Raw genomic sequence first — 26,689 nt, 5'->3', positions numbered from 1 at the left:
GAAGCGCTCTACCATAGCGCCATGGAAACCAAATGGCTGGAAGATTTTATTTCGTTGGCGGAGACGCGCAGTTTCAGCCGCTCTGCCGAACTGCGGCATGTCACGCAGCCGGCCTTTTCTCGCCGCATTCAGTCGCTTGAAGCTTGGCTCGGCGCAGACCTGATTGATCGCACCTCTTATCCAACACGCCTGACTCCTGCCGGCGAAGTGTTCTACGAACAGGCACTGGAAATGCTGGGGCAGATCAACAATGCCCGCGCCCTGTTGCGCGGCAAGCTCCCTGCGGCGAAGACGACCGTGGACTTCGCGGTGCCGCACACGTTGTCGCTCACCTTCATGCCGAAATGGCTGGCGCAAATGGAATCCGGATTCGGCCCGCTCCACACTCGGCTGATCGCCCTCAATGTACATGATGCAGTGATGACGATGGTGGAAGGCGGATGCGATCTTCTGCTGTGTTACCACCATCCGCGTCAACCCGTGCAACTGGATGCAAGCCGCTATGACATGCTGGTGCTCGGCAGCGAAACCCTGCGGGCTTACGCGCGCAGCAACAAGGATGGCACGCCACAACTGCAACTGCCCGGCACGCCGAAGGCGCCGCTGCCTTTTCTCTCTTACACCAGCAACGCCTATCTCGGGCGGATGGTGGACCTCATCCTGTCCGATGCAAAGCGGCCGCTCTATCTGGAAAAGCGCTACGAGACTGACATGGCGGAGGGATTGAAAATGATGGCGCTCGAAGGACGCGGGATCGCGTTCCTGCCGGAATCGGCAGTAACGCGGGAGCTCAAGCAAAAGCAGCTCGCGCGCGTCGACGGCGGCCAGGCGTCATGGGAGGTGGACATGGAAATACGCCTTTATCGTGAGCGTCCCTCATCGCAGCGTTCGGGAAAACTTATCGTGACGCGACTCTGGGACTACCTGCTCGCTCGCAGCCAAGCGCAAACCAAGACAAGAAAGCGCAAACAGGCTGCGGCCTGAGAGGAGGGCTGTCATGTCTGTCACGCATGGTTATGCGTTTCCTGCATAGTTGCATGCGCACAAAGCATTGGATTTGCTGCGCTGCGTTGCCCTAGCATGCGGTTCAAACACAAGCCACTGCTCACGAGGCGGTGGTCGAACTTCAAAGGAGCAGCCACCTATGTCGAACCAGCACGAAATCCCTTCATACCTCACCCCGCATGGCATTGGCCCCTGGGGCGTCTATCTGGAACAGATTGAACGCGTCACCCCTCATCTCGGATCGCTCGCGCGGTGGGTGGAAACCCTCAAACGCCCCAAGCGGATTCTGGTCGTTGACGTACCCATCGAACGGGATGATGGCAGCATCGCTCACTTTGAAGGCTACCGCGTCCAGCACAATACTTCCCGCGGCCCTGGCAAGGGCGGCGTGCGTTTTCATCAGGATGTCACGCTGTCAGAAGTGATGGCGCTGTCAGCATGGATGACGGTCAAGAATGCCGCAGTGAATGTGCCCTATGGCGGCGCCAAGGGTGGCATCCGGGTCGATCCGAAAACGCTGTCGCAAGGCGAGCTGCAACGCATGACGCGGCGCTACACCAGTGAGATCAATATCATCATCGGCCCCACCAAGGATATTCCCGCGCCGGACGTCAATACCAATGAAAAGATCATGGCTTGGATGATGGACACGTACTCCATGAACGAGGGAGCCACCGCGACCGGCGTCGTCACTGGCAAGCCAATCTCCCTCGGTGGCAGCCTCGGGCGGCAGGAAGCGACGGGTCGTGGCGTGTTCGTCGTCGGTTGCGAGGCGGCGGCGAAGCAAGGACTGGATATCCGGGGAGCGCGCGTTGCGGTCCAGGGGTGCGGTAATGTTGGCGGTGTGGCGGCACGACTTTTCGCCGAGGCGGGGGCCAAGGTGGTTGCCGTGCAGGATCATGGCGGCACCATCATGCGTGAAAGCGGAATCGACATCCCGGCACTCCTGGCTCATGTCGCACAGCATGGCAGCGTAGCCGGTTTCGGGAACGCGGAGACGATCAAGGACCGCAGTGCATTCTGGGAGACCGATTGCGACATCCTGATTCCGGCTGCGCTCGAGCAGCAGATCACTGAAGCCAATGCCAACAAGATACGCGCCAGGATCATCCTGGAGGGAGCGAATGGGCCGACCACTCCTGCTGCGGATGACATCCTCCACGATAAGGGTGTACTGGTGGTGCCGGATGTGATCGCCAATGCCGGCGGCGTGACGGTCAGCTATTTTGAATGGGTGCAGGATTTCTCCAGCTTCTTCTGGACCGAGGACGAGATCAATCAACGCCTGACGCGTATCATGCGCGAGGCCTTTGCTGCCGTCTGGCAGCTCTCACAGGAGAAAAAGGTTTCGTTGCGCACGGCCGCGTTTATTGTCGCCTGCACGCGTGTGCTGCAAGCGCGTGAGATGCGCGGACTGTATCCGTAATCCCCCTGCGCAGATCTGCTTCAACGAAGGCGCCTCGACCCGAGGGCGGGCGCCTCATCTCCCTGAAAAAGTATTGATTTCCGCGCGGTAATCAAAACTTCACCGGTCGGCTCATTCACTTATCCATCTATCCACTTATCCAATAATCTCAAGGATGAGCAAAAAACCAATTTGGAATTAATGCATTTTGGTACACTTAGCCGGTAACTTTTTATCAGGAGACGTTATGAAAATATCGAAGCAGATCGCTGTTCTTATCGGTGCAGGTCTGATCGCTGCTGGTGCAGCTCACGCACAAGAGAGCGGCACGCTGAAGAAAATCAAGGACTCGGGCACCATTACCCTCGGTGTGCGCGACTCCTCGATCCCGTTTTCCTACCTGGATGACAAGCAGTCGTACCAAGGGTATTCGATTGATCTTTGCATGAAAGCGGTCAGGGCGGTCCAGAAGCATCTCGGCCTGTCGCAACTGAATGTGAGGATGAATCCGGTGACGTCTGCGACCCGTATTCCGCTGATGGCCAACGGCACCATCGACCTCGAGTGCGGCTCCACCACCAACAACCTCGAGCGTCAGAAGCAGGTGGCGTTTGCACCGACGACCTTTGTGGTCGGCACCCGTTTCCTTGCCAAGAAATCGTCGAACATCAATTCGATCAATGACCTGAAGGGCAAAACGGTCGTCTCCACCGCCGGCACGACGTCGATGAAGCTCATCACCGCGTTGAACGGCGAGAAGAACATGGGCATGAACCTGCTCTCCGCAAAGGACCATGCAGAATCGTTCCTGATGGTGGAAACCGGCCGCGCCGTCGCGTTCCTGATGGACGACATCCTGCTGGCTTCGCTGGCGGCTAACTCCAAGAACCCGGGTGACTATTCGATCACCAAGGACATCATGGAAGTCGAGCCGTACGGCATCATGATGCGTCGCGATGATCCAGCCTTCAAGAAAGTGGTGGACCAGGCCATCATTGATACGTTCAAGTCCGGCGAAATCAACAAGATCTACGCGAAGTGGTTCCAGTCCCCGATCCCTCCGAAGGGCGTGAACCTGAACTGGCCGATGAGCGAGCAGCTGAAGAAGGTCATCGCGAATCCGACCGATTCTGGCGACGCGGCAGTCTACAAGTAAGAGGCTTCTGCTGCGGTGATTGATAAACGGGGGGCACGTGCCTCCCGTTTTATTTTTCGCGATGAATTTGTTGCGGAGCACAAACAACAAGGAAATCCCGCCTTTCTCAGGCACATAAGGCTTGAAGGGAAGGCGAAGTAACAACAAGCCTATACAAGAAGAAGGTTTGACATGAACTACAACTGGAACTGGCGGATTTTCTGGGAGCCGTCTCCCGACGCCGTCGGCACATACATGGACACGCTGCTGTCCGGCCTCAACTGGACACTGGCTACCGCATTAAGCGCCTGGATCATGGCGCTCATCCTTGGTGCCATCATCGGCACGCTGCGAACAGTGCCAAACAAGTGGGTGGTCCGCCTCTCCAATGCATACATCGAACTGTTTCGGAACATCCCGCTGCTGGTGCAGATGTTCCTGTGGTTCTTCGTCATGCCGGAACTGGTGCCGACCTCGCTCGGCGACTGGCTGAAGTCCTTGCCGAATGCCCCGTTCGTCACGGCCGTGATTTCGCTCGGCTTCTTTACATCGGCGCGGGTCGCGGTCCAGGTGTCATCCGGCATTCTTGCGCTGCCGCGTGGGCAACGCATGGCGGGCACTGCACTCGGCCTGACCTTGCCGCAGACTTATCGCTATGTGCTGCTGCCCATGGCATTTCGGATCGTCATTCCGCCGCTGACGAGCGAATTCCTGAACGTCATCAAGAACAGCGCCGTGGCGCTGACGATCGGCTTGATGGAATTGACCGCGCGCGCCAGGTCCATGCAAGAGTTCTCTTTCCAGGTATTCGAGGCGTTTACCGCGGCAACCATCATCTACGTGCTGGTTAATATCGTTGTGGTCACGCTGATGCGCTTCATCGAGCGCAAGGTGGCCGTGCCGGGCTTTATCAGCTCTGGCGGAAAGTGAGGCACTGATCATGATGGATTTCGATTTCGATGTCATCCAGCGCTCCTGGGTCTACCTGTTCCAGACGGGGATGGCCTTTACCTTGCAGCTGACAGCCCTGGCCATGATTGGCGGCATTATCCTTGGCACACTGCTGGCGATGATGCGCCTGTCCAGCATCAAGACCATCTCCCTGGTGGCGACGACCTATGTCAACCTGATTCGCTCGGTACCGCTGGTGCTGGTGATCTTCTGGTTCTATTTCCTTGTGCCGTACATCGGCGCCTGGGTCATTGGATCGGAAACGCCGATTCAGGTTGGCGCATTCACTTCTTCGCTGATTACCTTCGTCCTGTTCGAGGCCGCGTATTACTGCGAGATCATGCGTGCCGGTATCCAGTCGATTCCTCGCGGGCAGATCTGGGCCGGGCAGGCATTGGGTATGAACTACTGGCAGACGATGGGCAACATCGTCCTGCCGCAGGCCTTCCGCAACATGATTCCGGTCCTGCTCACGCAGACCATCGTGCTGTTCCAGGACGTTTCCCTGGTCTATGTGCTGTCGATCACCGACTTCGTTGGTGCCGCATCCAAGGTCGCGCAGCGTGACGGCCGTCTCGTCGAAATGTACCTGTTTGTCGCGGTGGTGTATTTCGTCCTGTGCTTCAGCTTGTCCTTATTGGTCAAGCGGCTGCAGCAGAAGGTTGCCATCATCCGGTAAAGCGCACACCACTGCCCTTGTCGCCCATTGGGTGATAAGGGACCACAAGGGAAAAGAAAAGAATTCAGGAGTAGAAAATGATTGAAATTAAAAACGTCAGCAAGTGGTATGGCAGCTTCCAGGTATTGACCGATTGCTCAACCAGCGTGAAAAAAGGCGATGTGATGGTGGTGTGTGGCCCGTCCGGCTCGGGCAAATCGACGCTGATCAAAACGGTGAATGGTCTGGAGCCATTCCAGAAAGGCGAAATCCTCGTGGACGGTATCTCCGTCGGCGATCCGAAGACCAACCTTTCCAAGCTGCGCGCGCGCATCGGCATGGTCTTCCAGAACTTCGAGCTGTTCCCGCACCTGTCGATCCGCAAGAACCTCACCATCGCGCAGGTGAAAGTGCTCGGCCGCAGCGAGGAAGAAGCAACCGAGAAGGGTCTCAAATACCTCGATCGTGTCGGCCTGCTTTCACAGCAGGACAAATTCCCCGGACAGCTGTCCGGCGGTCAGCAGCAGCGTGTTGCGATTGCGCGCGCCTTGTCGATGGATCCGATCGCGATGCTGTTCGACGAGCCGACCTCGGCGCTGGACCCGGAAATGATCAATGAAGTGCTCGACGTGATGGTTGGCCTCGCTCACGAGGGCATGACGATGATGGTCGTCACCCATGAAATGGGATTTGCGAAGCGCGTTGCAAACCACATCGTGTTCATGGACAAGGGCTATATTGTCGAGGACTGCAGCAAGGAAGAGTTCTTTGGTTCGCCGCGTTCGGAACGTGCACGGGACTTCCTGGCAAAGATCATTCACTGACAGCCACTTGTCTTAACCGAAAGCCGTTTCTGCTTCATGGCGAAACGGCTTTTTTGTTTATCCTCGCGGCAGATGGCGCACCGATTGGACAGGTAAAATAGCGGCAATTCTCGGAAAAAACTGCTATGTCCACCCAAACGAACCAAATCAACACCCTCACCATCACACGCCCCGACGACTGGCACTTGCATCTGCGCGATGGCGCGGCACTAGCCAGTGTCCTGCCGCACAGCGCCCGGCAGTTCGCCCGTGCCATCGTCATGCCGAATCTCAAGCCGCCTGTTACCACCACGGTGCAGGCCGCGGCATACCGCGAGCGCATCCTTGCAGCCCTGCCGGCGGGTATGTCGCTCGAGCCGTTGATGACGCTCTACCTGACGGACAACACGCCACCTGATGAAATCCGCCGAGCAAAGGACAGCGGATTCATCCACGCCGTCAAACTCTATCCAGCCGGCGCAACAACCAATTCCGATGCCGGCGTCACGGCATTGTCGAAATGTTACAAGACGCTGGAAGTCATGCAGGAACTCGGCATGCCCTTCCTCGTGCACGGCGAAGTGACCGATCCCGCCGTCGACATATTCGACCGCGAGGCAGTCTTCATCGACCGCGTGATGCAGCCTTTGCGTCGCGATATGCCCGCACTAAAAGTGGTGTTCGAGCACATCACGACGAAAGACGCCGCGCAGTATGTATCCGAAGCGGACGGCCCGGTCGCAGCCACCATCACCGCGCATCACTTGCTCTACAACCGCAACGAAATCTTCAAGGGCGGCATCCGCCCGCACTACTATTGCCTACCTGTCCTGAAGCGGGAAGAGCACCGGCAAGCGCTAGTACGCGTCGCCACATCCGGCAGCCCCAAGTTCTTCCTCGGCACCGACTCAGCACCGCACGCAAAAGGCCTGAAGGAACATGCCTGCGGCTGCGCCGGCTGCTACACCGCATTGCACGCGATGGAGTTGTATGCCCAAGCCTTCGATCAGGCCGGCGCTCTCGACAAGCTCGAAGCGTTTGCGAGCTTCAACGGACCGGCATTCTACGGTTTGCCGCGCAATTCCGGGACGATTACCCTCAAGCGCGAGACATGGACGCTTCCCGCTGAACTGCCGCTGGGCGATGCCACGGTTGTGCCGCTGAATGGCGGTGAAATAATCGACTGGAAGTTCGCCTGATTGCCCGTTGTTGTCGGTTTTGGGATGCCTTAAGTTTAATAGCTGGTACTTGAACTGTGCCCGCAAGCTTCCTGGATATCATCGACTGGAGTCGCCCTTGGCTGGCTCCATATCGCACAATTGCCGAGCCCTTAATACGAGCATCGAATTGGCGCCAAACCCTTAATGCGCTGGCCGGTGAGATGGATTTACGCAACCACCGTGGCCTGCCCATCCAATTTGTCCCCCAAGCGCATCTACCACCGGGAATGGCTTATGAAGAATTTATCAGCACGACGGGTGGTGTCCCAACGCGCGAAAATCTTCATGATTTCTTCAACGCGTTGATGTGGCTGAGCTTTCCGAAAATAAAAATCCAGCTCAATGCGCTCCAAGCCGCAGAAATCGAAAAGGCCGCCCAAAGGCCGAAGGCTGGGATTCGCGGGAGTGTGCGCGATGCCGCCACAATTTTTGACGAGAATGCAGCTTTGTTGGTGGTACGTGATGCGAAATGGATCCAAACCCTGCGCGCCCATCAATGGGGCGAGATGTTTCTCACGCAACGAAACGATTTTGAGCACGACTGCGAAGTTTGGCTATTCGGCCACGCATTAATGGAGAAACTAGTTAGTCCGTATAAAGCAATCACATCACATGCCTGGGGAATCCCGGGCGACAACAGTTTTTATGAAATGACAGAGGATCGAAAACGTAATTGGTTAGATGAATACTTGGCATCGCGGCTTGGATATGACTTCGCGACTTCAAATTTTAGCCCGCTGCCAGTACTAGGTGTCCCACAATGGTGGAGTGGACAGAATGATGCGTTTTATGCAGACAAGAGCGTTTTTCGTCCGCTGCGGAATCAAAGGAAGTAGGCTAGAGGGTGTTATGAACTAAGCGTCGTGGCGGAAGTCTTGCGAGCATGAATGCTCGCAAACCCTACCCAAGCGACGTCAGTGATGAGGAATGGGAATTCGTCGCCCCCTATCTTTCCTTGTTGCCACTAGATGCCGGCCAACGCGACCATGATTTGCGCGAAGTCTTTAACGGTTTGCGCTGGGTGGTTCGCAGTGGCGCCAGCTGGCGCATGCTGCCGCACGATTTGCCGCCATGGCACACGGAGACGCAGCGCTGGTTCAGGGCGGGCAGCTTCGAGTCGATCGCGCATGACCTGCGCATGCTGTTGCGCATGGCCACCGACCGCGAACCATCGCCCAGTGCATCCGTAATGGATAGCCGGACGCTGCAATCGACGCCGGAAAGCGGCTCGTGGGCCGGGTACGACGGCGCCAAGCGGCGCAAGGGCTCGAAAGTCCACTTGGCGGTGGATACGCTGGGCCATTTGCTGGTGTTGCATGTCACGCCGGCCAACGAGCAGGATCGGGAGCAGGTGGCCGAAATCGCCGAAGCGGTCCTGATGTGCCCCCAATAAAGAGTGCCAATCAGGATCTAGTAAAGTTCGTTTTCGAAAGGGCGAACGAACGTGAAGAAGCGGTTTACCGACGAACAGATTATTGGTTTTTTGAAGCAGGCAGATGCCGGGGTTCCGGTCAAAGAGCTGTGCCGACAGCACGGTTTTAGCGATGCGTCGTTTTACACCTGGCGCGCCAAATTCGGTGGCATGACAGTACCTGATGCGAAACGACTGCGGGAGCTGGAAGCGGAGAATGCCCAGCTCAAGAAGCTGTTGGCCGAATCGATACTCGATGCTGAAGCGCTGAAGGTCGCGTTATGCCGAAAGCACTGAGCCCACAGGCCAAGCGTGAGGCAGTGGTAGCGATGCAGGAGAAGATTAAGATCTCCGAGCGCCGTGCCTGCCTGCTTGTGGAACTGTCACGCACTGTCTTGCATTACCAGAGCAAAGCCCAACCCGAGAACGATCAATTGCAAAGTCGCATGGTAGAGCTGGCAGGCGAACGCCGCCGCTTCGGCTATCGACGCCTTCATGCGCTGTTACGACGAGGAGGCATCGAGGCAAATCACAAGCGGGTATTTCGCCTTTATCAGGACGCGGGATTGATAGTAAAGCGCCGGCGCAAGCGGCATGGTGTAGCAGTAGAAAGAGAGCCGCTGGCACTGCCAAGCCGGCCCAATGAAGTATGGTCCATGGATTTCGTCAGTGACGCGCTGGCCAATGGCCGGCGGATCAAGGTGTTGACCATCGTGGATGATTTCACCAAGGAGTCAGTCGATCTGGTCGCTGAGCATGGGATTTCGGGTCACTACGTCGTTCGTGTGCTGGAACGAGCAGCCCAGTTCCGGGGAATGCCGTCGGCGATTCGAACGGATCAGGGGCCGGAGTTTACCGGCAAGGCATTGGATCAATGGGCGTATCAGAACGGCGTGCAACTCAAACTGATTGAGGCGGGAAAGCCAACGCAGAACGCCTATATCGAGAGTTTCAATGGTCGCTTCAGGGATGAATGCCTGAACGATCACTGGTTCACCAGCCTGGCAAAGGCGCGCATTCGAATCGCAGCATGGCGGCGCGATTACAATGAGCATCGGCCGCATAGCGCATTGAACTACCAGACACCGGCGGAATTTGCTGCGAGCTGCCGAACAAACCGGTTACCGAAGGCCAGCGAGCAGGAAAGAATTTGATGTTTTTAACTGGACTTTGCTAGAAGGCCCCTGGCACTACGGATGGGGGCACATCAGTCCAGGTGGCGACCGGCGGCACGGTCGATGTGGCGTTTGTCGACCAGGGATACACGGGGGAGTCGGCCCAGACGCAAGCCTAGGACTATGGAATGGAACTAGTCGTGGTCAAACACACCGAGGCGAAAAAGGGATTCATCCTGCTGCCGCGGCGCTGGGTGGTGGAACGCAGCTTCGCGTGGATGGCGCGCTTTCGCCGACTGGCGCGCGATTACGAACGGCTCGCCGATACTATGGTAGGCCTGCATTTTGTCGCCTTTGTCTGCCTCATGCTGAATAAGGCAGTCATGATGATGGGCCAAGGTTCATAACACCCTCTAGCGGGCCGCGGGCCCAGCAAAAAGAAAAGGCACCCGAAGGTGCCTTTTCTTTTTAGTCAAGTCAATACAGGCTTACACCTGTAAGTGATTAGAACTTGTGCTGAACGCCAACGTTGAAGATGCTGCCGTCATAGCTTGCATCGCGGTTGAAACGAGCGTAGGACGTGTACACGTTGGTACGCTTGGACAGGTTGTGGACATAGCCGACGGAATACTGGTCGACGTCTGCATCAGCTGCCAGACGGTCATCGCTGCGCATCCAAGAAGCGCGAACTTCACCTGCGCCCACCGGAGCGCTAACGCCGAGCATGTAGTTGCGATCCTTAACGGATTCTACGCCCGCAGCTTCGGTCTTGTTGGTCTGGAAGCCAGCATGTACCTTTGCAACTTGCAGGTCGTAAGTGCCGCCCAGCAATGCCGTCTTGGTGTCACCTGTATCGGTAGCGTCGTTGGCATCGTGGTACGCAAACTGTGCGTTGAGCGGGCCATTTGCGTAGCTGAGAGCCAGAGCAAGCTGGCGGCTAGCGCCGGTATTGCCAGCAACTTCACCCAAGCCGTACGCTGCTTGGCCGGTAAAGCCAGCTGCGGAGTACGAGTAGTTGATGGTATTGCTCATGCGCGTACCGTTGTTATTAAACTGGTAGGCGATGTTGCCGGCCATACCCGTGCCGAACGGATCAATCGCATCCAAAGCAAGGTGCATCGGCGTGTACTGATGACCCAGCTTTACGGTACCAAAGCCGCCTTGCAGGCCGACGTAAGCTTGACGGCTGAAGAGGCCGCCGTCGCCACGCATTGCGCCGCTGTCAACTTGGAAACCACTTTCCAGAACGAAGAGTGCGGACAGGCCGCCACCGAGATCTTCCGTGCCCTTGAAACCCAAACGGCTACCGTTCTTGCCGCTATTGAACGAGTTTGCATCACGCATTCCCCAAGTGATGGGGCCGTTGTTGTCGTCGTTGCGCTCGATAGATGCGTCAACAAGACCGTAAACCGTTACGTTAGAGCGATTTTCATATTAATAAACGGAGAAGGAACATAAGGCACAGGAATCTGTCCTGATGGGATTATGGAACCAGAGGTGCCATCATGGCTGCTCCCTACTCATTGGATCTGCGTCGGAAAGTTGTGCAGGCATGCGAGCGCGGAACGCAATCGCAACGCGAAGTGGCTGAGCTGTTCAATGTCAGTTTGTCTTTCGTCGAAGCATTGTTGCGCCAGTATCGGCGCAGCGGCGGCGAACTGGTCCGCCAGCGAAAAAAGTGTGGCCGACACGTGCTGCTGGAGGATGACTGCCGAAAGCAGCTACGCCAATGGCTGCAGAAACAGCCCGATCTGACATTGAAGGAACTGATCGGACGCCTGCAGGCGCGTACCGGTATTGCGGTAAGCGAGCCGACGATGAGCCGGGTTCTGCATCAAATGGGCATGCGTCGAAAAAAAAGACATTACACGCCGCAGAACGGGATACAGCGCGCATACGTCTGGCACGCCGCCGATACCGTAAGCAAATCGGGAACTACCCGGTCAAGAAGCTGAAGTTCATTGACGAGTCGGGATTGAATATTGCCATGACGCGCCGCTATGGAAGAGCGCCACGCGGGCAGCGCGTGCATGACGCGGTCCCGAAAAACTTTGGACGCAATATCAGCATTCTGGGTTCGCTGTCCTGGTATGGCATGAATGCCGTCATGACAATTGAAGGCGCGGTCGACACGGCGGTGTTTCGTGCTTACGTCAAGCGTGTCCTGTTGCCCACGCTGCATGCTGGCGATGTGGTGGTAATGGACAACCTGAGCGTGCACAAGGCAGCGGATGTTGAAGCTCTGATCGCTGGAGCGGGTGCACAACTGATTTATTTACCGCCGTATTCGCCGGACTGGTCACCGATCGAGCCATGCTGGTCCAAATTGAAAACCTGGCTACGCGGTATGAAAGCCCGCACCAGAGAAGCGCTTGACCTGGCCTTGACGAAGGTGATCGGAAGAATCAGCAATAGCGATGCCAGAGGGTGGTTTGCCCACTGCGGTTATTCCATTCACTGATTTGAAAACCGCTCTAGTTTGTGCGGATGCTGCGCCTGCGAAGGCACCCAGAACTGCCAGTGCGAGAAGCGATTTTTTCATTTGAATAAATCCCCAAAGGTTTATTGAGCTAAGTTTTTTGTTAATGCTCTGGTAAGGCCACTAGCGATAACGTCCCTACCATGAAAGCTTCCTAATGAATTTACTAAGAAGCTAGTGTCTATTTCATCAAATAACCGGTCGAACGACAAAGAAAAATTGTCTTTTTGCCGGGCAAAAATGAAATTTGTAGTGCGGTAGCAACGGCAGAGGTGTGATTCACCCTTCTGAAGGGCTTGGTAGTGCGCTTCCTTATCGAGTATGTGCAGAACACTTCAGTACGCGTGTGCTGCCCTTTTGAGAATGAAAGCGAGGGCGAGTCGAATAAATAAAAACGGCTCACCCGAAGGTGAGCCGTCTTATTGCCCATCGAATAAGGTATCAGCTCGTCAAGGCTGGCACTCAATCGATTAGAACAAGTGGTTAATGCCAACCGAAATGCCGGTCACGCGGTCCTCTACGTCACCAGCTGCATTACGCAGCTCGAAGTCATCCTTGAGACGGGAATGATCGATCGCGCCATAGAAGTTCGTGCGCTTGGACAGTGCATAAGTTGCGCCGAGCATGAACAAGTTACGCTTACCCTCGGTAACTGCGAGTTCACGCTTGGTTTGGTACAGAGCAGCGGTCAATTCGACTGCTGGGCTGACAGCATAGTTAACACCTGCCCACGTATTCCTGATCTTCATGTCGTCTGCGCCAGCTATACCCAAGTCCTGCTTGTCTTGCATATAACCTGCTGACACGCGAACCGCGCCGATCTTGTAGGCCCCGCCAACAGTCCATTGATTTTGATCTTCCCAAGAAATCGTGCCTGCTGGTGCACCAAGGCCGGTGAGGATAGCACCGACATTGTTTTTCTTTTGCGTATACGCTGCGCCAACACTGAACGGTCCCGAGGCGAAAGAGCCGCCGACAGCAACAGCAGTGTTATCGCCTGTGCTTCCGGTTTGTTCGCCAAGCGCGTACTCAGCACGTACCGTCACTGGACCGAAGTTGCCAGTGTACTGGATGTCGTTATCAAAACGTGCGCCGCCAGGAATGGAGTAGGCTGCGAGGGCTGCACCAGCGGCCGTCGTGTTGGGGGAGGTTGCAAACGTTGCATTGCCCGTTGAGCCAGCGGCCGCCAAGGCGAGGGGAATAATGCCGGTGTACTTGTAGCCAAACGGCTCATAGCCACCGATAGTTTTAAACGCCACGCTGTATTGGCGGCCAAAGTCTACGCCACCCCATGCGCCACCGAGACCAACTGATGCGGTACGCTGGAACAGGCGTTGAACGCCGCCCGTTGTCGCTGTCAATGTAGCATTGCTATCCAAGGCGCCAGTGCCGGTGTTAAAACCGGCTTCAAGTACAAAGCGAGCATTCAGGCCGCCACCGAGGTCTTCGACGCCACGGAATCCGATGCGGTTGTTATTGTAGGTGCCGACCGAACCCATCGTAGTGCGGCTGTCGCCAGCAGCATTGACATTATCAATGTGGCGGACGCCGCCATCAAATGAGCCGTAAACGGTCACTGCGGACTGTGCATGTGCAGCACCTGCAAATGCACCCATTACTGCCAGTGCGAGAAGCGATTTTTTCATTAACAAATCTCCAAGGGTTGGCGTGCTAAAATTTTTTGAATTGCCTTTTGCTACTTCAGCAAGGTCACTAGTGGTAACGTCCCTGCCGACGCCTCCGACCGCTATGATCAAGAAGCTAAGGGACATTTCATCAAAAGTGTTCTTTTTGGGCAAAGAGAATTTAGGCTTCTAGGTAATATGTAGGCGGGCATGTGGCTGTGAAACAACAAAAGGCTGGGTTTTGTTAATTTATTGCAACAGGTGGGCGACCGGGAAGCGCCGAATTACAACTTACGAACATTGAGTTTGCGTTCTTATTGCCTGTTTATCTTGTGGAGTAGTCAATATGCGCCTCGCTGACGAGTTTATTACGGGTTTCGACAAAGTGTTGCGCGTTCTGAGTGGTGTAGCGTTCCCATCACGGCCGAATCCAGCGGCAAAGGTGGCGGACAACACTTTGGACGATGCGGAGCGGCGCCACAGCGCGGGTCTGATGCGGGTAAACCATGTGGGCGAGGTGTGCGCACAGGCGCTGTACGAGTCGCAAGGGCGATTCGCGAAAAGAACGGAAATGAAAGCGCAATTTTTTCAAGCTGGGCGTGAAGAAGAGGATCATCTGGCCTGGACCGCGCAACGCCTGCATGAGCTGGGTTCGCGGACTAGTCTGCTCAACCCGCTGTGGTATGCGGGCGCTTATGCGATCGGTGCCGTCGCCGCCCGCGTGGGTGATGCGCAGAGTTTGGGGTTTGTGGTGGAGACCGAACGACAGGTGGAAGCCCATCTGGCGAGCCATATGAGCCGGCTACCGTTGCATGACGAAAAATCGAGAGCGATTGTCGAGCAGATGCGACAGGATGAAGTGGCGCACGGGGCGAGTGCGCAAGCGCTCGGTGCAGCCGAAATGCCTGCGCCGGTGCGATTCGCCATGCGGGGCATGGCGAAGGTGATGACTGCTACTGCCTATTATATATAGAGGGGGCAATGGAGGAGGTGGCTTCCTCCATTGCCATGTGGAGCGCGAGTTTTAGGTGGATTCCGGCACTGATGCGTTACCGATGACGCTATCTGTCAGGTCGTCAATGATCTCGAATGAGTGCGTCAATTCGGCGGTTTTTTCGAGCATGATCGACGCGGAGCAGTATTTTTCATGCGAAAGCTTGATGGCGCGCTCAACCAGGTTCGGCTTGAGGTTTCGGCCGCGAACGGTGAAGTGGAAGTGCACCTTGGTAAAAACCTTGGGCTCCTTGTCCGCACGCTCCGACTTGACGGTGACTTCGCAGCCGCGCACGTCCTGATGACTCTTGCGAAGAATCAGGACGACATCGTAGGCGGTGCAGCCGCCGGTTCCTGCCAAAACGAGTTCCATCGGGCGCGGCGCGAGATTGCGCCCGCCGCCTTCCGGCGCGCCATCCATTGTTATAAGGTGGCCGGAACCGGTCTCGGCCATGAAGGTCATGCCGGACGGTCCTGCCCAGCGTACAGTGCATTCCATAGATAGTTGTTCGTTTGATTCGGAAGCGGTTATTGTAACCGGCTTGCCAATTTCAGGCGGCCGGTTTGACGCCAAGTCTTTGAAAAGGCTATAATTTCCAGCTTTCCGTTCGCTCAGGAAAAGATAACAAGGAAGAGTCTGCTAGTAGTGAAGGCAGAACCGCCAATTTGAGCGAGTTATTTTACTTAGGACATCATCATGAAAACCTTTTCCGCGAAACCCCATGAGGTTCAGCGCGAGTGGTTCGTGATTGACGCAACGGACAAAGTCCTCGGACGTGTCGCCAGCGAAGTGGCACTCCGACTGCGCGGCAAGCACAAACCCGAGTTCACTCCGCACGTCGACACGGGCGACTTCATCGTCGTCATCAACGCAGGCAAGCTGCGCGTGACCGGCAACAAGGCGCTGGACAAGACTTACTACCGTCACTCGACCTATCCGGGCGGTATCTACGAAACGAATTTCCAGAAAATGCAACAGCGTTTTCCGGGTCGCGCGCTGGAAAAGGCAGTCAAGGGTATGTTGCCCAAAGGCCCTCTTGGCTACGCGATGATCAAGAAGCTGAAAGTGTATGCTGATGGCTCCCATCCGCACGCAGCTCAGCAACCCAAGGCACTCGAAATCTAAGGAACGGACATGATCGGTAACTACAACTACGGAACCGGCCGTCGCAAGAGTGCAGTGGCTCGCGTTTTCATCAAATCCGGGACCGGCAATATCGTCGTCAACGGCAAGCCGGCAGCGGAATATTTTTCGCGTGAGACTGGTCTGATGGTTATTCGTCAGCCGCTCGAACTCACTGGTAACGTCGAGCGCTTCGACATCATGGTCAACGTGCATGGTGGTGGTGAATCTGGCCAAGCCGGTGCCGTTCGCCACGGTATTACCCGCGCATTGATCGACTACGATGCAGGCCTGAAGTCGGAACTGGCAAAAGCTGGTTTCGTTACTCGCGATGCACGTGAAGTCGAGCGTAAGAAAGTCGGTCTGCGTAAAGCACGCCGCGCAAAACAGTTCTCCAAGCGCTAATCTGCGTTTTCAGAGCATCGAAAAGCCGTCAGGTTTGCGCCTGGCGGCTTTTTGCTTTTTGCAATTGGTTTCGAAGGCTGTCGGCACGGTAGGGCGACAACTGAGTTTGGCAAAGTAGTTCATAACATCTTCGCAAGGAAAAAAGCATGATCAAGGTGGGAATCGTAGGCGGTACAGGCTATACGGGCGTCGAATTGCTGCGACTGCTCGCAGCGCATCCGGAAGTTGAACTGACGGCCATTACGTCACGCAAGGAAGATGGCATGCCGGTTGCCGACATGTTTCCCTCCTTGCGCGGTTATGTGTCGCTGGCGTTCTCTGCTCCGGAAAGGGCAAGGTTGACTGAATGCGATGTCGTATTTTTCGCGACACCGCACGGAGTGGCGATGGCGCAAGCGCGGGAATTGCTCGCCGCCGGCGTAAAAGTGATTGATCTGGCGGCGGATTTTCGTCTGAAAGATACCGCGACGTTCGAAAAATGGTACGGGATGCCGCACTCCTGTCCGGACATTCTGGAAGAGGCGGTATATGGACTTCCCGAGGTGAATCGCGAGGCAATCAAGAAGGCGCGTGTGATCGGCCTGCCGGGGTGCTATCCGACCTCGATGCAGCTCGGCTTTGCTCCTTTGCTTGCCCAAGGCAAGCCGCTCGTGAATGAATCAATGCTGATTGCAGACTGTAAGTCCGGTGTATCGGGCGCGGGCCGCAAGGCGGAGGTTCATACGCTTCTGGCCGAAGCTGCCGATAACTTCAAGGCGTACGGGGTAAAAGGGCATCGTCACCTCCCGGAGACGACGCAGGGGCTGGAAGCAATCGCAGGGCGCAAGATTGGGCTGACTTTTGTGCCACATCTGGTGCCGATGATTCGTGGAATTCATTCAACGCTGTATGCCACCATCTTGCCCGAAGCGAGGGGTGTGGACTTTCAGGCGTTGTATGAAAACCACTTTAAAGGCGAGCGTTTTGTTGACGTAATGCCAGCGGGAAGTCATCCCGAAACGCGTTCCGTACGCGCGTCAAACAAGCTCCGCATTGCCGTGCATCGGCCTGACGGCGGGGATTTGCTGGTTATTCTGGTCGTTGAGGATAACCTGGTGAAAGGCGCAGCTGGCCAAGGCGTGCAATGTATGAATATTCTATTTGGCCTTGATGAATCGATGGGCTTGATGCACATTCCTGTATTGCCGTAAGTAAATATCTGTCGGAATGTCGTCTTCCCTATCACCATTCAGTTCAATGAGGCTTAAGCGCCGGCGCACGTCCTTGTCGTCGCCAAAAATGATGATCAAGACCCAAATGCCGTGGACAACACGGCTACTGGCGTTTGTGTTCGCACTTGGATTGGGTGGTGCGTTGGCCTTGTGGATCTATGACATGGGGCGAGGCTTGACCGGGTTGCATGCCGACGAAACGCGACAGCAGTTGGTTCACTACAAAGAGCGGCTTGAAGTGATGACTGCGGAACGTGATCAATTGTCTGCTACGGCAAACGCTGCTGAAAGCAAAATGAATATCGAGCGGTCGGCGCAGAAGCAGCTCGCTGCACAGGTGAAAGCCCTGGAGTCGGAAAATACACGACTGAAGGAAGATCTGGCATTTTTTGAAAGCCTCTTGCCAAATGCGACTGGACCGGCCGGTATTGCAATTCGCCGATTGAAGATTGACCCGGTTCCTCCCAATCAGCTTCGCTATCGCCTGCTGATCATGCAAGGGGGCAGAAGTGGCCAACATTTTGTTGGCTCCTTGCAACTTGCCGTCACGGTTATCCAAGACGGCAAAAGTGCTATGATGGTTTTCCCTGAAGGGAATCCTGCCGAGCAGGCCAAATTCAAGCTCGGTTTCAGGCATTACCAACGCGTAGAAGGGGTGCTTACCCTGCCCGAAGGCGCGACGGCCAAGCTCGTGCAAGCGCGCGTACTTGAAAACGGCCAGATGCGAGCGCAAGTGTCCGCGAATTTGTAAAGGAGGGCCACCATGTTAGGCCGCAAGAACAAAGGAACGATTGATAGTCTGATTGGCATTTCGACCAGTATCGAGGGCAATGTGCGCTTCCGTGGCGGCTTGCGGATCGACGGGCAAGTCAAAGGCAATGTCATTGCGGAGGGCGAAGAACCCAGCATGTTGGTGATTTCTGAGCACGCAAAGATTGAAGGCGAGGTGCGGGTCGCACATCTTGTGGTCAACGGCGAAATTGTCGGACCGGTTTATTCATCCGAGCTGCTTGAATTACAGCCGAGAGCCCGCATAACTGGAGATGTGCACTACAAGGCGCTGGAAATGCACGGAGGGGCATTAGTTGCAGGCAAGCTTGCTCATGACCAGCTCGAAGAGCCGGTATTGAAACTGGCGATGTCCAATACGTGAAAAGCGCCAAACGTCTATAATGGAGCCATTGTCGCTTAGCAGGAGCCCAAAATGAATGCCGTTACCGAAATGCCCGAACCGATCGTTTTTACCGACAGCGCAGCAGCCAAAGTTGCACAGTTGATCGAGGAAGAGGGCAATCCCGATCTGAAGCTTCGCGTGTTTGTGCAAGGAGGCGGATGTTCTGGTTTTCAGTATGGTTTCACATTCGATGAAATCGTCAATGAAGATGACACCACGATGACCAAGAACGGGGTGCACCTGTTGATTGATTCGATGAGCTACCAGTATCTGGTTGGCGCCGAAATCGACTACAAGGACGACCTGGAAGGTGCGCAGTTTGTGATCAAGAATCCGAACGCAAACACCACTTGCGGTTGCGGATCCTCATTCTCTTAACAGGCGAATGGCAAAAAAAGCGCAGGCATGGCCTGCGCTTTTTTATTTGGAATTCGTTTATTCTGGTACGTCGCCGGTCCAGGTCATGTATAGCGCATTTGCCAAACTGGTGGTGAAGGCGAACGCGCTAAGCCGGGTACAGGCATCCAAGAATTCGCGTACCTTTTGCACCGGTGACGGACGGTAGATTACCGGCTTTTTTTTCTGCATGACGGTGGGCCAGCCACGCAAATGCCAGAGCTTCGACATGATTTGGCGACACCCCCAGCGCACTAGTTGACTGAACGCTGGCGGCATGCCCACACTCGGTAAGCGCCTTTTGTAGTAATTTCATGAGATGCGTATTATGGGCCCCACCCCCGCAAACATAAACTGCTCTGGCTGTCGGCGCATGTGAATGGATCGCATCGGCAAGCGTTGTGGCTGTCAGCGCCGCTAGCGTCGCCTGAACATCTGGCGGAGATGCGTCAGCAAAACGTGCAATTTTGCTATCCAGCCAAACCGTATGGAACAGATCTCGCCCGGTGCTTTTTGGTGGTGGGAGTTTAAAGAAAGCTTCATCCCTGAGTTCGCCTAGCAGGGGTGGGATGACGTGGCCGCTGGCGCCCCATGCACCGTCTGCATCGAAGGGTTTGTCGAGATGCCTGCCAACCCATGCGTCGAGAAGTATATTGCCTGGTCCAGTGTCAAAGCCGATCACCTCGTTGCCTTTGCTCAGGACGCTGATATTGCTGATGCCGCCAATATTTGCCACCACGCGTACTTCATTTTCGGTGCCGAAAATCGCTTGATGGAATGCTGGTACGAGAGGGGCGCCTTGCCCCCCGGCCGCGATGTCCCGGCTGCGGAAGTCGGCTATCACATCGATTCCCGTCAGCTCTGCCAACAGTGACGGATTGCCGGTCTGCCGAGTGAATCCCAATTCCGGCCGGTGCCGCACTGTTTGTCCGTGTGCTCCAATTGCGCGTACATTTTCTCGTGCCGTACCACTCTTTAGCAGAATCTCGTGCACGCATTCGGCGTAAGTCTCGGCAAGTTTGTTTGCAGCCAGAGCCTCGCGCTGGATTTCATTTTCACCGGGCACCTGAAGTGCCATTAACTCCTTTCGTAGAGTGTCGGGAAAAGGAAGGTAAGCTGCTGCCAGCGTGTCGATTGGGGTATCGTTGCCATCGGTGGGAAACGCCGCGAGCACGCCATCGACGCCGTCAAGGCTGGTACCCGACATCAAGCCGATAAAAAGATGGTTTTGAGGGGCGGACATAAATAAACCGTTCAAGGATGGACTGATTTTACAGTGCCCTTGAACGGTTTGTTTTACTTCGGCTACGCGTGGTGATGCGTATTATTTCGAAGCCAGCTTGGTATTGCTTTCTTGCGGATTGAGCAACGTGAATCGATGGCTCATTTCACTTGCAAGCGCGCGGAAACGTTGCAGATTCGCCCCGGCCAAGGGTTGCGCATTCGGGATTTCAATCTTCATCGGGTCGCGCGGTTGATTGTTGATACGGAACTCGTAATGCAAGTGCGGCCCCGTTGACCAACCGGTGCTGCCGACATAGCCGATCACTTCGCCTTGACCGACTTTCGCACCCTTCTTCAAGCCTCTTGCGAATCCGTTCATGTGGGCATAAGCAGTGGAGTAGTTATTCCAGTGCTTGATGACGACTACATTTCCGTAGCCGCCTTGGCGCCCAATGAAGTCGATGACACCGTCACCTGCCGCGCGAATCGGCGTGCCTGTGGGGGCGGCATAGTCAACGCCCTTATGCTGCTTCCACCTGCCCGAAATAGGATGAACGCGCATTGAGAATCCCGAGGAGACACGGGAGAACTCCAGCGGTGATTTGAGGAAGGCCTTTTTCAGCGACTTGCCGTCAAACGTGTAATAGCCGCCGCCCTGTTTGGAGCCGGGTTCGTCGAACCACACCGACTGGTATTTGTTACTGCCATTGTAAAACTCGCCCGCTAATACGCGTCCGGCGCGGACGAATTCGCCGTTCTGCCAGAAAGTTTCATAAACAACGTTGAAACGGTCGCCGCGACGTAGATCGGAAGCAAAGTCAATGTCGGTCGCAAACATGTCGACGATTTGCATCGCCACATTGTCCGGAATCTGAGCAGCATCCGTCGCAGCAAAGAGGGAGGAGCGGATTTCGCCGGTATGCATTTCGATCCGCCGCTCGACTTGTGCCGAGGACTCCGAGGCAGTGAAGCCGTTGGTGCTGCGGACAATCTCGATGTTCTTCAGTCCCTGACCGCCTTCGCTCACCGTTGTGGTGAGTCGCTGCAACTGGCCATCCTGGTTGGTCTGCGCATAGATGCGGCGGCCGGCTTTCAGTTGCAGCACGCTGTAGGCGATGCGATCGGACTTGATAAACTTGGCCGCCTCGTCGTCTTGCACGCCAAGGCGGGAGAGCAGCGTCGCGAGCGTATCGCCCGGGCGAACCTTTTCCTCGCGCAGATAGAACTGCTCATCCGACTGCAGCTTGGCAATTTGCTCGGAAAGGCTGGGGATGGCGAGTTCCTGGGTAATCGACGTAACGGGAAGGTCGGAGGCATCCGGTGCCATTGGAGCAACGCCAGCTGCGCCAAATGCAAACACGGCCAGAAACACTGCTGACGCGGTAATGATGCGCGTCTTGCGTGTCGAACCGAGAATACGCTTGCTGCTCGAGCCTAAGCTCAGGAATTTGTCTGTAGGGAGCATGCAATAAGTTAAAATTTGCTGTTTTAAGCCAAGAGCTCATGAATCGACAGCGGGTACGATTCAGTCCCGGAAGTGCAGTGCGCGCCGTGGAGAAAGCTGGCAGCAAATCGTTTTCGATTACTGCGATGGCGACGCAACTTCATGAGGCCGGAGTTTCTCTTGCAGCGGAAATTTCCTGGCCACAAGATTGAAAATCAGCAGCGATTATATCAATACATCCTATTGGTTTTTTACCGGCTTATCTTAATTTTTATCAGCACATGAATGCCTCTCAACATTTGCAAAACAATAACGAACTGACTTCCTCTCTACCTTTGTCGGAAGTGGTACAGGAAGCATTGGCAATTACAAAGCGCGGTGTCGAGGAATTGCTGATTGAGACCGAGTTTGCCCAAAAGCTCGTGCGTGCAGAAAAGACGGGGAAGCCGCTTCGGATCAAGCTGGGACTCGATCCGACGGCACCTGATTTGCACCTTGGTCACACGGTGGTGCTGAACAAGATGCGCCAACTGCAGGACCTCGGTCATACGGTGATTTTCCTGATTGGTGATTTCACATCGATGATCGGTGATCCATCCGGGCGTAACGTCACCCGCCCGCCGCTGACACGAGAACAGATCGAGGAAAATGCAAAGACTTACTTCGCGCAGGCCAGCCTGGTACTGGATCCGGCGAAAACGGAAATCCGTTACAACTCCGAATGGTGCGATCCGCTGGGCGCGCGCGGCATGATCCAGTTGTCGGCGAAATATACGGTGGCGCGCATTCTGGAGCGTGAGGACTTTACCAAGCGCTTCAAGGCGGGCACGCCCATTTCAGTGCATGAGCTGCTGTACCCGCTGATGCAGGGCTATGACTCGGTTGCATTGCAATCGGATCTCGAGTTGGGCGGAACCGATCAGAAATTCAACCTGCTAGTCGGACGTGAATTGCAAAAGGACTACGGCCAGGAGCCGCAGTGCATCCTGACGATGCCGCTGCTTGAAGGCTTGGATGGCGTGGAAAAAATGTCCAAATCCAAGGGCAATTATGTCGGGATCACCGAGCCGGCCAATACGATGTTTGGCAAGCTGATGAGCATCTCCGACACAATGATGTGGCGCTACTACGACCTGTTGTCGTTCCGCTCCATTGCCGAGATCGCACAATTCCGTAACGACGTTGAAGGCGGTCGCAATCCGCGCGATATCAAGGTGTTGCTGGCGCAGGAAATCGTCGCGCGCTTCCACTCGAAGCAGGCAGCGGAAGAAGCGCTTGCAGATTTCAACAACCGCGCTAAGGGTGGCATCCCGGATGAGATCCCGGAAGTGAGCGTGTCTGGCGCTCCGCTCGGTATCGGCCAGTTGCTGAAACAGGCCAATCTCTGCCCGTCAACGTCGGAGGCTTTGCGCATGGTGGAGCAAGGCGGCGTCCGCATCGATGGCGCGACGATCAGCGACAAGGGATTGAAGGTGTCGGCCGGCACGTTTGTGCTCCAGGTGGGCAAGCGCAAATTTGCGCGTGTGACGCTGGCCTGAGCTGCATGATTGCGTTGTTGCAGCGCGTGTCGCACGCGAAAGTGGAGGTTGGCGGCGAGACGGTCGGTGCCATTGGGTCAGGTTTGATGGTGTTGCTCTGCGCCGAGCGTAACGATAGCGAGCGGGAAGCAGATGCGTTGCTGTCGAAATTGCTTGCTTATCGTGTGTTTTCGGATGAGACCGGCAAGATGAATCGCAGCATCGCTGATGTGAACGGCGGACTGCTGCTAGTGCCGCAGTTCACGCTGGCTGCCGATACGCAGTCAGGAACGCGCCCTTCATTTACCCCGGCTGCAGCACCTGAGGAAGGGCGCAGACTGTTTGATTATTTCGTGGCCAAGGCGCGCGCCAGACATGCGACGGTCGAAACCGGGCAGTTCGGGGCGAATATGCAGGTGTCCCTCACCAACGACGGGCCGGTGACGTTCTGGTTGCAGGTACGACCACAGGTTTGAATGCATGCCGGTGGCGGGTCACCGCCGCGGCGAGAAACGACTAGGCTGTGTTTGACAAGTGTAGCGAGCGGTTCGGAGTGGTGTCGAGGAGCGCACGCGTACGACTGGTACGCCGAGCACCGCAGACATCAATCCGGGCCGCGCAGTAGCTTGTCAAACACGGCCTAGTCCTAACCGATAACCACAGGAGGTCTGATGAAACTCTGGAGCGATTCATTCAAGGATGGCAGCGTTATCCCGGGCGAATTTGCCTTTGGTGTGATTGATCCGGCAACGCACGTCGCGCTGTCGTCGAACAAGAATCCGCATTTGGCATGGAGCGATCTGCCGGCAGGGACAAAGTCGCTGGCGGTGATTTGCCATGACCGCGACGTGCCCTCGCGCGGAGATGATGTGAATCAGGAAGGCAAGACCGTGCCGTCGGACCTGCCTCGCGTGGATTTCTTCCACTGGGTTTTAGTCGATCTTCCGCCAAGCATGTCGTCCATCGCAGCAGGACAATACAGCAGTTCGGTCACTCCCCGTGGCAAGCCGGGGCCTGCCATCGGCCAAGGCAAGCCGGGACGTCATGGCATCAATGATTACACCGGCTGGTTTGCCGGCGACAAGGACATGTCCGGTGATTATTTTGGTTATGATGGCCCGTGCCCGCCGTGGAACGACTCGATCGTGCATCACTACATATTCACCCTGTATGCGCTTGACGTTGAGCGCGTTGCCGTCGACGGCAAATTCACCGGCCAGCAAGTGCGCGACGCAATCCGCAACCATGTTCTCGGTCAGGCGCAGATCACGGGCACCTATACCCTCAATCCACAACTGGCTTCGGCCGGCTAACGCAACACGGAGTTCGCGTGACAGAAATTTTGTTGATTCGCCACGGCGAGACTGCCTGGAACGCCGTCAAGCGCCTGCAAGGCCATATCGACGTGCCGCTCAATGAGGAAGGCGAGCGGCAGGCGGCTGCCCTTGGATGCGCGCTGCTGAACGAACCGCTGGATGCCATCATCTCCAGCGACTTGCAGCGCGCACGGCAGACGGCGCATGAGATCGCCGCCCTGCGCGGAATGACCGTACAGACGGATCCGGGTTTGCGTGAGCGCTGCTATGGCGCTTTCGAAGGATTGTTGTACTCGGAAATCCAAGGGCGCTATCCGGAGGCGTATGCTGCGTGGCAGTCGCGCGATATTGATGCGCGTTTCCCGGAGGGCGAGCGCAAGGGAGAAACACTGCGCGAGTTTTCGGAACGCGTCGTTGGTACGATCACCCGCCTGGTTTCCGATGGCAAGTTCCGTAAGGTTGCGCTCGTTGCGCACGGTGGCGTGCTGGAGTGTGCGTATCGTGCAGCAAAGGGCCTTGGTTTTGCGCATAAGCGTGATTTCGACATCTTCAATGCGAGTATCAATCGCTTTCGCTGGGACGGACAGGCCTTGCATCTCGTGCAATGGGGCGACATTCGCCACCTGCAAACGATGGAAATGGCCGTGCTGGACGAGGTGGACCGTTCCTAGTTCCTAGTTTGAGCGGCCCTTCCATTTATGGGCGGGCCGATCCGGCTAAAATAGCGCCTCCTGCTGCGCTAACCGCATTTTTCCCTGAACCTCGCCGTGAATATCGGGCCCTATTCCCTTCGCAATAGCATCTTTGTCGCCCCGATGGCCGGGGTGACGGATCGTCCTTTCCGGCAGTTGTGCAAGGAGCTTGGCGCAGGCTATGCCGTGTCTGAAATGGCTGCATCCGATCCGCGCTTGTGGGCAACCGAGAAGACCGCGCGTCGCACCAATCATGATGGCGAAATGGAACCGAAGGCCGTGCAGATTGCAGGCGCCGACCCGGCAATCCTTGCCGCATGCGCGAAGTTCAATGTCGACCGCGGCGCGCAGATCATCGACATCAACATGGGCTGCCCGGTCAAGAAGGTGTGCAATAGCTGGTGCGGATCGGCCTTGCTGCAGGACGAAAAGCTGGTCGGGGAAATTTTGGACGCGGTCGTCGCAGCTGTCGATGTGCCGGTGACCCTCAAGTTCCGCACCGGCTGGAACCGCCAGAACAAGAATGCACTGACGATCGCAAGAATGGCGCAGGACAGCGGCATCGCGATGCTGACGCTGCACGGCCGGACCCGCGCCGATGGTTATGGCGGCGAGGCGGAATACGAGACGATTGCGGCTGTCAAGGCTGCCGTGTCGATTCCCGTGGTTGCCAACGGCGATATCACCACGCCGGAGAAAGCCAAGTATGTGCTGGAGGTGACTGGCGCGGATGCGATCATGGTCGGTCGTGCCGCGCAGGGGCGCCCGTGGATCTTCCGCGAAATCGAACACTTCCTCCGTACCGGTGAACACTTGCCGGCCCCGCTGGTGGCCGAAGTCCGCACTTTGATGCGCAATCACTTGCTGGCGCATTACGCGTTTTACGGCGATTACATGGGTCTTCGCACCGCGCGCAAGCATATCGGCTGGTATGTGCGTGATTTGCCGGGCGGGGAGGAATTCCGCCAGCGCATGAATCGCTTGGAAAGCTGTGAAGATCAGCTGGCAGCTGTCGATGCGTTCTTTGAATCGCAATCGGAGCTTGGCGAAAGGTTACAATACGGCCTTGCGGCAGAAAAGCTGGCCGCATAGTTCTCGTATAAAAAGACAATCCCACTGCAATGAGCAAAGACAATATCCAGGACGTCGTCAGGAAAAGCCTTGAGAAATACTTCAAGGACCTGGGCGAACTTCAGCCGTCGAACGTCTATGAAATGGTGGTCTTTACCGTTGAAAAGCCGATACTCGAAGTGGTGATGGCGCGCGCCGACGGTAACCAGTCGCTGGCTGCGGAAATGCTCGGAATTAACCGCAACACGCTGCGCAAGAAGCTGCAACAGCACGGATTGTTGTGATCTATAACGTAAGAGCAGTATTGCCGCGGTAG

28 protein-coding genes and 3 pseudogenes are annotated in these 26,689 nt (G+C 56.0%); 26 read left to right on the top strand and 5 right to left on the bottom strand.

The window, feature by feature from the left end; genetic code table 11:
* Positions 1-21: 21 nt before the first annotated feature.
* From ACYVIA_RS14430 to ACYVIA_RS14380, 11 genes and pseudogenes are all read left to right on the top strand, one after another.
* Positions 22-984, top strand: a complete 963-nt coding sequence (locus ACYVIA_RS14430; RefSeq protein WP_460841899.1) for a LysR family transcriptional regulator — start codon at positions 22-24, stop codon at positions 982-984.
* A gap of 160 nt (positions 985-1,144) precedes the next feature.
* Entirely contained in the window at positions 1,145-2,431 is a 1,287-nt protein-coding gene (locus tag ACYVIA_RS14425) for a Glu/Leu/Phe/Val family dehydrogenase (RefSeq protein ID WP_460841898.1), read from the top strand.
* Positions 2,432-2,657: 226 nt separating this feature from the next.
* Positions 2,658-3,566, top strand: coding sequence for an amino acid ABC transporter substrate-binding protein (locus ACYVIA_RS14420; protein WP_460841896.1), 909 nt, complete (start codon positions 2,658-2,660; stop codon positions 3,564-3,566).
* Between the two features lie 171 nt (positions 3,567-3,737).
* Positions 3,738-4,475 carry an amino acid ABC transporter permease gene (locus tag ACYVIA_RS14415; protein WP_460841894.1) on the top strand — a complete coding sequence of 246 codons (738 nt, stop codon included), beginning with the start codon at positions 3,738-3,740 and terminating at the stop codon, positions 4,473-4,475.
* Between the two features lie 7 nt (positions 4,476-4,482).
* Positions 4,483-5,175 carry an amino acid ABC transporter permease gene (locus ACYVIA_RS14410; protein WP_460841938.1) on the top strand — a complete coding sequence of 231 codons (693 nt, stop codon included), beginning with the start codon at positions 4,483-4,485 and terminating at the stop codon, positions 5,173-5,175.
* Between the two features lie 77 nt (positions 5,176-5,252).
* Complete coding sequence (locus ACYVIA_RS14405; protein ID WP_460841892.1) at positions 5,253-5,978, top strand: amino acid ABC transporter ATP-binding protein; 726 nt, start codon at positions 5,253-5,255, stop codon at positions 5,976-5,978.
* A gap of 125 nt (positions 5,979-6,103) precedes the next feature.
* The gene (gene pyrC, locus ACYVIA_RS14400; protein WP_460841890.1) at positions 6,104-7,156 is read left to right on the top strand and encodes a dihydroorotase; all 1,053 of its coding nucleotides are present in this window, start codon (positions 6,104-6,106) and stop codon (positions 7,154-7,156) included.
* 182 nt (positions 7,157-7,338) lie between these two features.
* Positions 7,339-8,013, top strand: coding sequence for a DUF3025 domain-containing protein (locus ACYVIA_RS14395; RefSeq protein ID WP_460841889.1), 675 nt, complete (start codon positions 7,339-7,341; stop codon positions 8,011-8,013).
* A 47-nt stretch (positions 8,014-8,060) separates the two neighbouring features.
* Positions 8,061-8,549: pseudogene (locus tag ACYVIA_RS14390) on the top strand (IS5 family transposase); the annotation flags it as partial.
* 72 nt (positions 8,550-8,621) lie between these two features.
* A protein-coding gene (locus ACYVIA_RS14385; RefSeq protein ID WP_460841887.1) for an IS3 family transposase occupies positions 8,622-9,742 on the top strand; the annotation gives its coding sequence in 2 pieces (ribosomal slippage) (positions 8,622-8,865 and positions 8,865-9,742; 1,122 coding nt in all).
* A 56-nt stretch (positions 9,743-9,798) separates the two neighbouring features.
* Positions 9,799-10,110: pseudogene (locus tag ACYVIA_RS14380) on the top strand (transposase); the annotation flags it as partial.
* A 97-nt stretch (positions 10,111-10,207) separates the two neighbouring features.
* Here ACYVIA_RS14380 and ACYVIA_RS14375 read toward each other — a convergent pair.
* Positions 10,208-11,113, bottom strand: a pseudogene (locus ACYVIA_RS14375) (porin); the annotation flags it as partial.
* A 95-nt stretch (positions 11,114-11,208) separates the two neighbouring features.
* Here ACYVIA_RS14375 and ACYVIA_RS14370 point away from each other — a divergent pair.
* Together ACYVIA_RS14370 and ACYVIA_RS14365 are read left to right on the top strand one after the other, a co-directional pair.
* The gene (locus tag ACYVIA_RS14370; RefSeq protein ID WP_460841886.1) at positions 11,209-11,658 is read left to right on the top strand and encodes an IS630 transposase-related protein; all 450 of its coding nucleotides are present in this window, start codon (positions 11,209-11,211) and stop codon (positions 11,656-11,658) included.
* Complete coding sequence (locus ACYVIA_RS14365) at positions 11,598-12,164, top strand: IS630 family transposase (protein WP_460841936.1); 567 nt, start codon at positions 11,598-11,600, stop codon at positions 12,162-12,164. Before ACYVIA_RS14370 ends, ACYVIA_RS14365 begins: the two co-directional genes overlap by 61 nt.
* 488 nt (positions 12,165-12,652) lie before the next feature.
* Here the strand turns inward: ACYVIA_RS14365 and ACYVIA_RS14360 are convergent, their stop codons facing one another.
* Complete coding sequence (locus ACYVIA_RS14360) at positions 12,653-13,981, bottom strand: porin (RefSeq protein WP_460841885.1); 1,329 nt, start codon at positions 13,979-13,981, stop codon at positions 12,653-12,655.
* A gap of 172 nt (positions 13,982-14,153) precedes the next feature.
* Here ACYVIA_RS14360 and coq7 point away from each other — a divergent pair, with 172 nt between their 5' ends.
* Positions 14,154-14,780, top strand: a complete 627-nt coding sequence (gene coq7, locus ACYVIA_RS14355; protein WP_460841883.1) for a 2-polyprenyl-3-methyl-6-methoxy-1,4-benzoquinone monooxygenase — start codon at positions 14,154-14,156, stop codon at positions 14,778-14,780.
* 51 nt (positions 14,781-14,831) lie between these two features.
* Here coq7 and ACYVIA_RS14350 read toward each other — a convergent pair whose 3' ends face one another.
* Positions 14,832-15,299 (bottom strand): OsmC family protein, encoded by a 468-nt coding sequence (locus ACYVIA_RS14350; RefSeq protein WP_460841881.1) that lies wholly within the window; start codon positions 15,297-15,299, stop codon positions 14,832-14,834.
* 198 nt (positions 15,300-15,497) lie between these two features.
* Here ACYVIA_RS14350 and rplM point away from each other — a divergent pair, with 198 nt between their 5' ends.
* The 6 genes from rplM to erpA all read left to right on the top strand — a co-directional run bounded on the left by rplM (position 15,498) and on the right by erpA (position 19,091).
* Positions 15,498-15,926, top strand: a complete 429-nt coding sequence (gene rplM, locus ACYVIA_RS14345; protein ID WP_460841879.1) for a 50S ribosomal protein L13 — start codon at positions 15,498-15,500, stop codon at positions 15,924-15,926.
* A gap of 9 nt (positions 15,927-15,935) precedes the next feature.
* On the top strand, positions 15,936-16,328 hold the full coding sequence (gene rpsI, locus ACYVIA_RS14340) for a 30S ribosomal protein S9 (protein ID WP_460841878.1): 393 nt from the start codon (positions 15,936-15,938) through the stop codon (positions 16,326-16,328).
* Positions 16,329-16,474: 146 nt separating this feature from the next.
* On the top strand, positions 16,475-17,518 hold the full coding sequence (argC, locus tag ACYVIA_RS14335) for an N-acetyl-gamma-glutamyl-phosphate reductase (RefSeq protein ID WP_460841876.1): 1,044 nt from the start codon (positions 16,475-16,477) through the stop codon (positions 17,516-17,518).
* Between the two features lie 88 nt (positions 17,519-17,606).
* Positions 17,607-18,290: a DUF6776 family protein gene (locus ACYVIA_RS14330; protein ID WP_460841875.1), complete on the top strand. Its 684-nt coding sequence runs from the start codon at positions 17,607-17,609 to the stop codon at positions 18,288-18,290.
* 12 nt (positions 18,291-18,302) lie between these two features.
* Positions 18,303-18,692, top strand: coding sequence for a bactofilin family protein (locus ACYVIA_RS14325; RefSeq protein ID WP_460841873.1), 390 nt, complete (start codon positions 18,303-18,305; stop codon positions 18,690-18,692).
* A gap of 51 nt (positions 18,693-18,743) precedes the next feature.
* Entirely contained in the window at positions 18,744-19,091 is a 348-nt protein-coding gene (erpA, locus tag ACYVIA_RS14320; protein ID WP_460841872.1) for an iron-sulfur cluster insertion protein ErpA, read from the top strand.
* A 127-nt stretch (positions 19,092-19,218) separates the two neighbouring features.
* On the opposite strand, the gene ACYVIA_RS14315 is transcribed toward erpA, so the two are convergent.
* On the bottom strand, positions 19,219-20,352 hold the full coding sequence (locus ACYVIA_RS14315) for an anhydro-N-acetylmuramic acid kinase (protein WP_460841934.1): 1,134 nt from the start codon (positions 20,350-20,352) through the stop codon (positions 19,219-19,221).
* A gap of 81 nt (positions 20,353-20,433) precedes the next feature.
* The gene (locus ACYVIA_RS14310; protein ID WP_460841870.1) at positions 20,434-21,798 is read right to left on the bottom strand and encodes a peptidoglycan DD-metalloendopeptidase family protein; all 1,365 of its coding nucleotides are present in this window, start codon (positions 21,796-21,798) and stop codon (positions 20,434-20,436) included.
* A gap of 260 nt (positions 21,799-22,058) precedes the next feature.
* Between ACYVIA_RS14310 and tyrS the strand changes: the two genes are divergently transcribed.
* The 6 genes from tyrS to ACYVIA_RS14280 all read left to right on the top strand — a co-directional run bounded on the left by tyrS (position 22,059) and on the right by ACYVIA_RS14280 (position 26,657).
* On the top strand, positions 22,059-23,315 hold the full coding sequence (tyrS, locus tag ACYVIA_RS14305) for a tyrosine--tRNA ligase (RefSeq protein ID WP_460841869.1): 1,257 nt from the start codon (positions 22,059-22,061) through the stop codon (positions 23,313-23,315).
* A 5-nt stretch (positions 23,316-23,320) separates the two neighbouring features.
* The gene (dtd, locus tag ACYVIA_RS14300; RefSeq protein WP_460841867.1) at positions 23,321-23,770 is read left to right on the top strand and encodes a D-aminoacyl-tRNA deacylase; all 450 of its coding nucleotides are present in this window, start codon (positions 23,321-23,323) and stop codon (positions 23,768-23,770) included.
* Between the two features lie 195 nt (positions 23,771-23,965).
* Positions 23,966-24,607 (top strand): YbhB/YbcL family Raf kinase inhibitor-like protein, encoded by a 642-nt coding sequence (locus ACYVIA_RS14295; RefSeq protein WP_460841865.1) that lies wholly within the window; start codon positions 23,966-23,968, stop codon positions 24,605-24,607.
* Positions 24,608-24,624: 17 nt separating this feature from the next.
* The gene (locus ACYVIA_RS14290; RefSeq protein WP_460841863.1) at positions 24,625-25,281 is read left to right on the top strand and encodes a histidine phosphatase family protein; all 657 of its coding nucleotides are present in this window, start codon (positions 24,625-24,627) and stop codon (positions 25,279-25,281) included.
* Between the two features lie 96 nt (positions 25,282-25,377).
* Positions 25,378-26,394 carry a tRNA dihydrouridine synthase DusB gene (gene dusB / locus ACYVIA_RS14285; protein ID WP_460841861.1) on the top strand — a complete coding sequence of 339 codons (1,017 nt, stop codon included), beginning with the start codon at positions 25,378-25,380 and terminating at the stop codon, positions 26,392-26,394.
* A 29-nt stretch (positions 26,395-26,423) separates the two neighbouring features.
* Positions 26,424-26,657: a Fis family transcriptional regulator gene (locus tag ACYVIA_RS14280; protein ID WP_460841858.1), complete on the top strand. Its 234-nt coding sequence runs from the start codon at positions 26,424-26,426 to the stop codon at positions 26,655-26,657.
* Positions 26,658-26,689 lie beyond the last annotated feature (32 nt).

Source organism: Noviherbaspirillum agri (assembly GCF_054780595.1).
Note: the sequence above shows the minus strand (reverse complement) of the source record. Positions and strands in the feature narration are given on the sequence as shown.

Coding starts and splice junctions, on each gene's coding strand:
- ACYVIA_RS14325 (WP_460841873.1), top strand. CDS start 18,303: ATGTTAGGCCGCAAGAACAAAGGAACGATTGATAGTCTGATTGGCATT.
- ACYVIA_RS14395 (WP_460841889.1), top strand. CDS start 7,339: ATGGATTTACGCAACCACCGTGGCCTGCCCATCCAATTTGTCCCCCAA.
- ACYVIA_RS14420 (WP_460841896.1), top strand. CDS start 2,658: ATGAAAATATCGAAGCAGATCGCTGTTCTTATCGGTGCAGGTCTGATC.
- ACYVIA_RS14370 (WP_460841886.1), top strand. CDS start 11,209: ATGGCTGCTCCCTACTCATTGGATCTGCGTCGGAAAGTTGTGCAGGCA.
- ACYVIA_RS14350 (WP_460841881.1), bottom strand. CDS start 15,299: ATGGAATGCACTGTACGCTGGGCAGGACCGTCCGGCATGACCTTCATG.
- coq7 (WP_460841883.1), top strand. CDS start 14,154: ATGCGCCTCGCTGACGAGTTTATTACGGGTTTCGACAAAGTGTTGCGC.
- erpA (WP_460841872.1), top strand. CDS start 18,744: ATGAATGCCGTTACCGAAATGCCCGAACCGATCGTTTTTACCGACAGC.
- ACYVIA_RS14280 (WP_460841858.1), top strand. CDS start 26,424: ATGAGCAAAGACAATATCCAGGACGTCGTCAGGAAAAGCCTTGAGAAA.
- ACYVIA_RS14405 (WP_460841892.1), top strand. CDS start 5,253: ATGATTGAAATTAAAAACGTCAGCAAGTGGTATGGCAGCTTCCAGGTA.
- ACYVIA_RS14415 (WP_460841894.1), top strand. CDS start 3,738: ATGAACTACAACTGGAACTGGCGGATTTTCTGGGAGCCGTCTCCCGAC.
- ACYVIA_RS14425 (WP_460841898.1), top strand. CDS start 1,145: ATGTCGAACCAGCACGAAATCCCTTCATACCTCACCCCGCATGGCATT.
- pyrC (WP_460841890.1), top strand. CDS start 6,104: ATGTCCACCCAAACGAACCAAATCAACACCCTCACCATCACACGCCCC.
- ACYVIA_RS14330 (WP_460841875.1), top strand. CDS start 17,607: ATGATGATCAAGACCCAAATGCCGTGGACAACACGGCTACTGGCGTTT.
- ACYVIA_RS14310 (WP_460841870.1), bottom strand. CDS start 21,798: ATGCTCCCTACAGACAAATTCCTGAGCTTAGGCTCGAGCAGCAAGCGT.
- dtd (WP_460841867.1), top strand. CDS start 23,321: ATGATTGCGTTGTTGCAGCGCGTGTCGCACGCGAAAGTGGAGGTTGGC.
- tyrS (WP_460841869.1), top strand. CDS start 22,059: ATGAATGCCTCTCAACATTTGCAAAACAATAACGAACTGACTTCCTCT.
- ACYVIA_RS14430 (WP_460841899.1), top strand. CDS start 22: ATGGAAACCAAATGGCTGGAAGATTTTATTTCGTTGGCGGAGACGCGC.
- ACYVIA_RS14315 (WP_460841934.1), bottom strand. CDS start 20,352: ATGTCCGCCCCTCAAAACCATCTTTTTATCGGCTTGATGTCGGGTACC.
- rpsI (WP_460841878.1), top strand. CDS start 15,936: ATGATCGGTAACTACAACTACGGAACCGGCCGTCGCAAGAGTGCAGTG.
- rplM (WP_460841879.1), top strand. CDS start 15,498: ATGAAAACCTTTTCCGCGAAACCCCATGAGGTTCAGCGCGAGTGGTTC.
- argC (WP_460841876.1), top strand. CDS start 16,475: ATGATCAAGGTGGGAATCGTAGGCGGTACAGGCTATACGGGCGTCGAA.
- ACYVIA_RS14295 (WP_460841865.1), top strand. CDS start 23,966: ATGAAACTCTGGAGCGATTCATTCAAGGATGGCAGCGTTATCCCGGGC.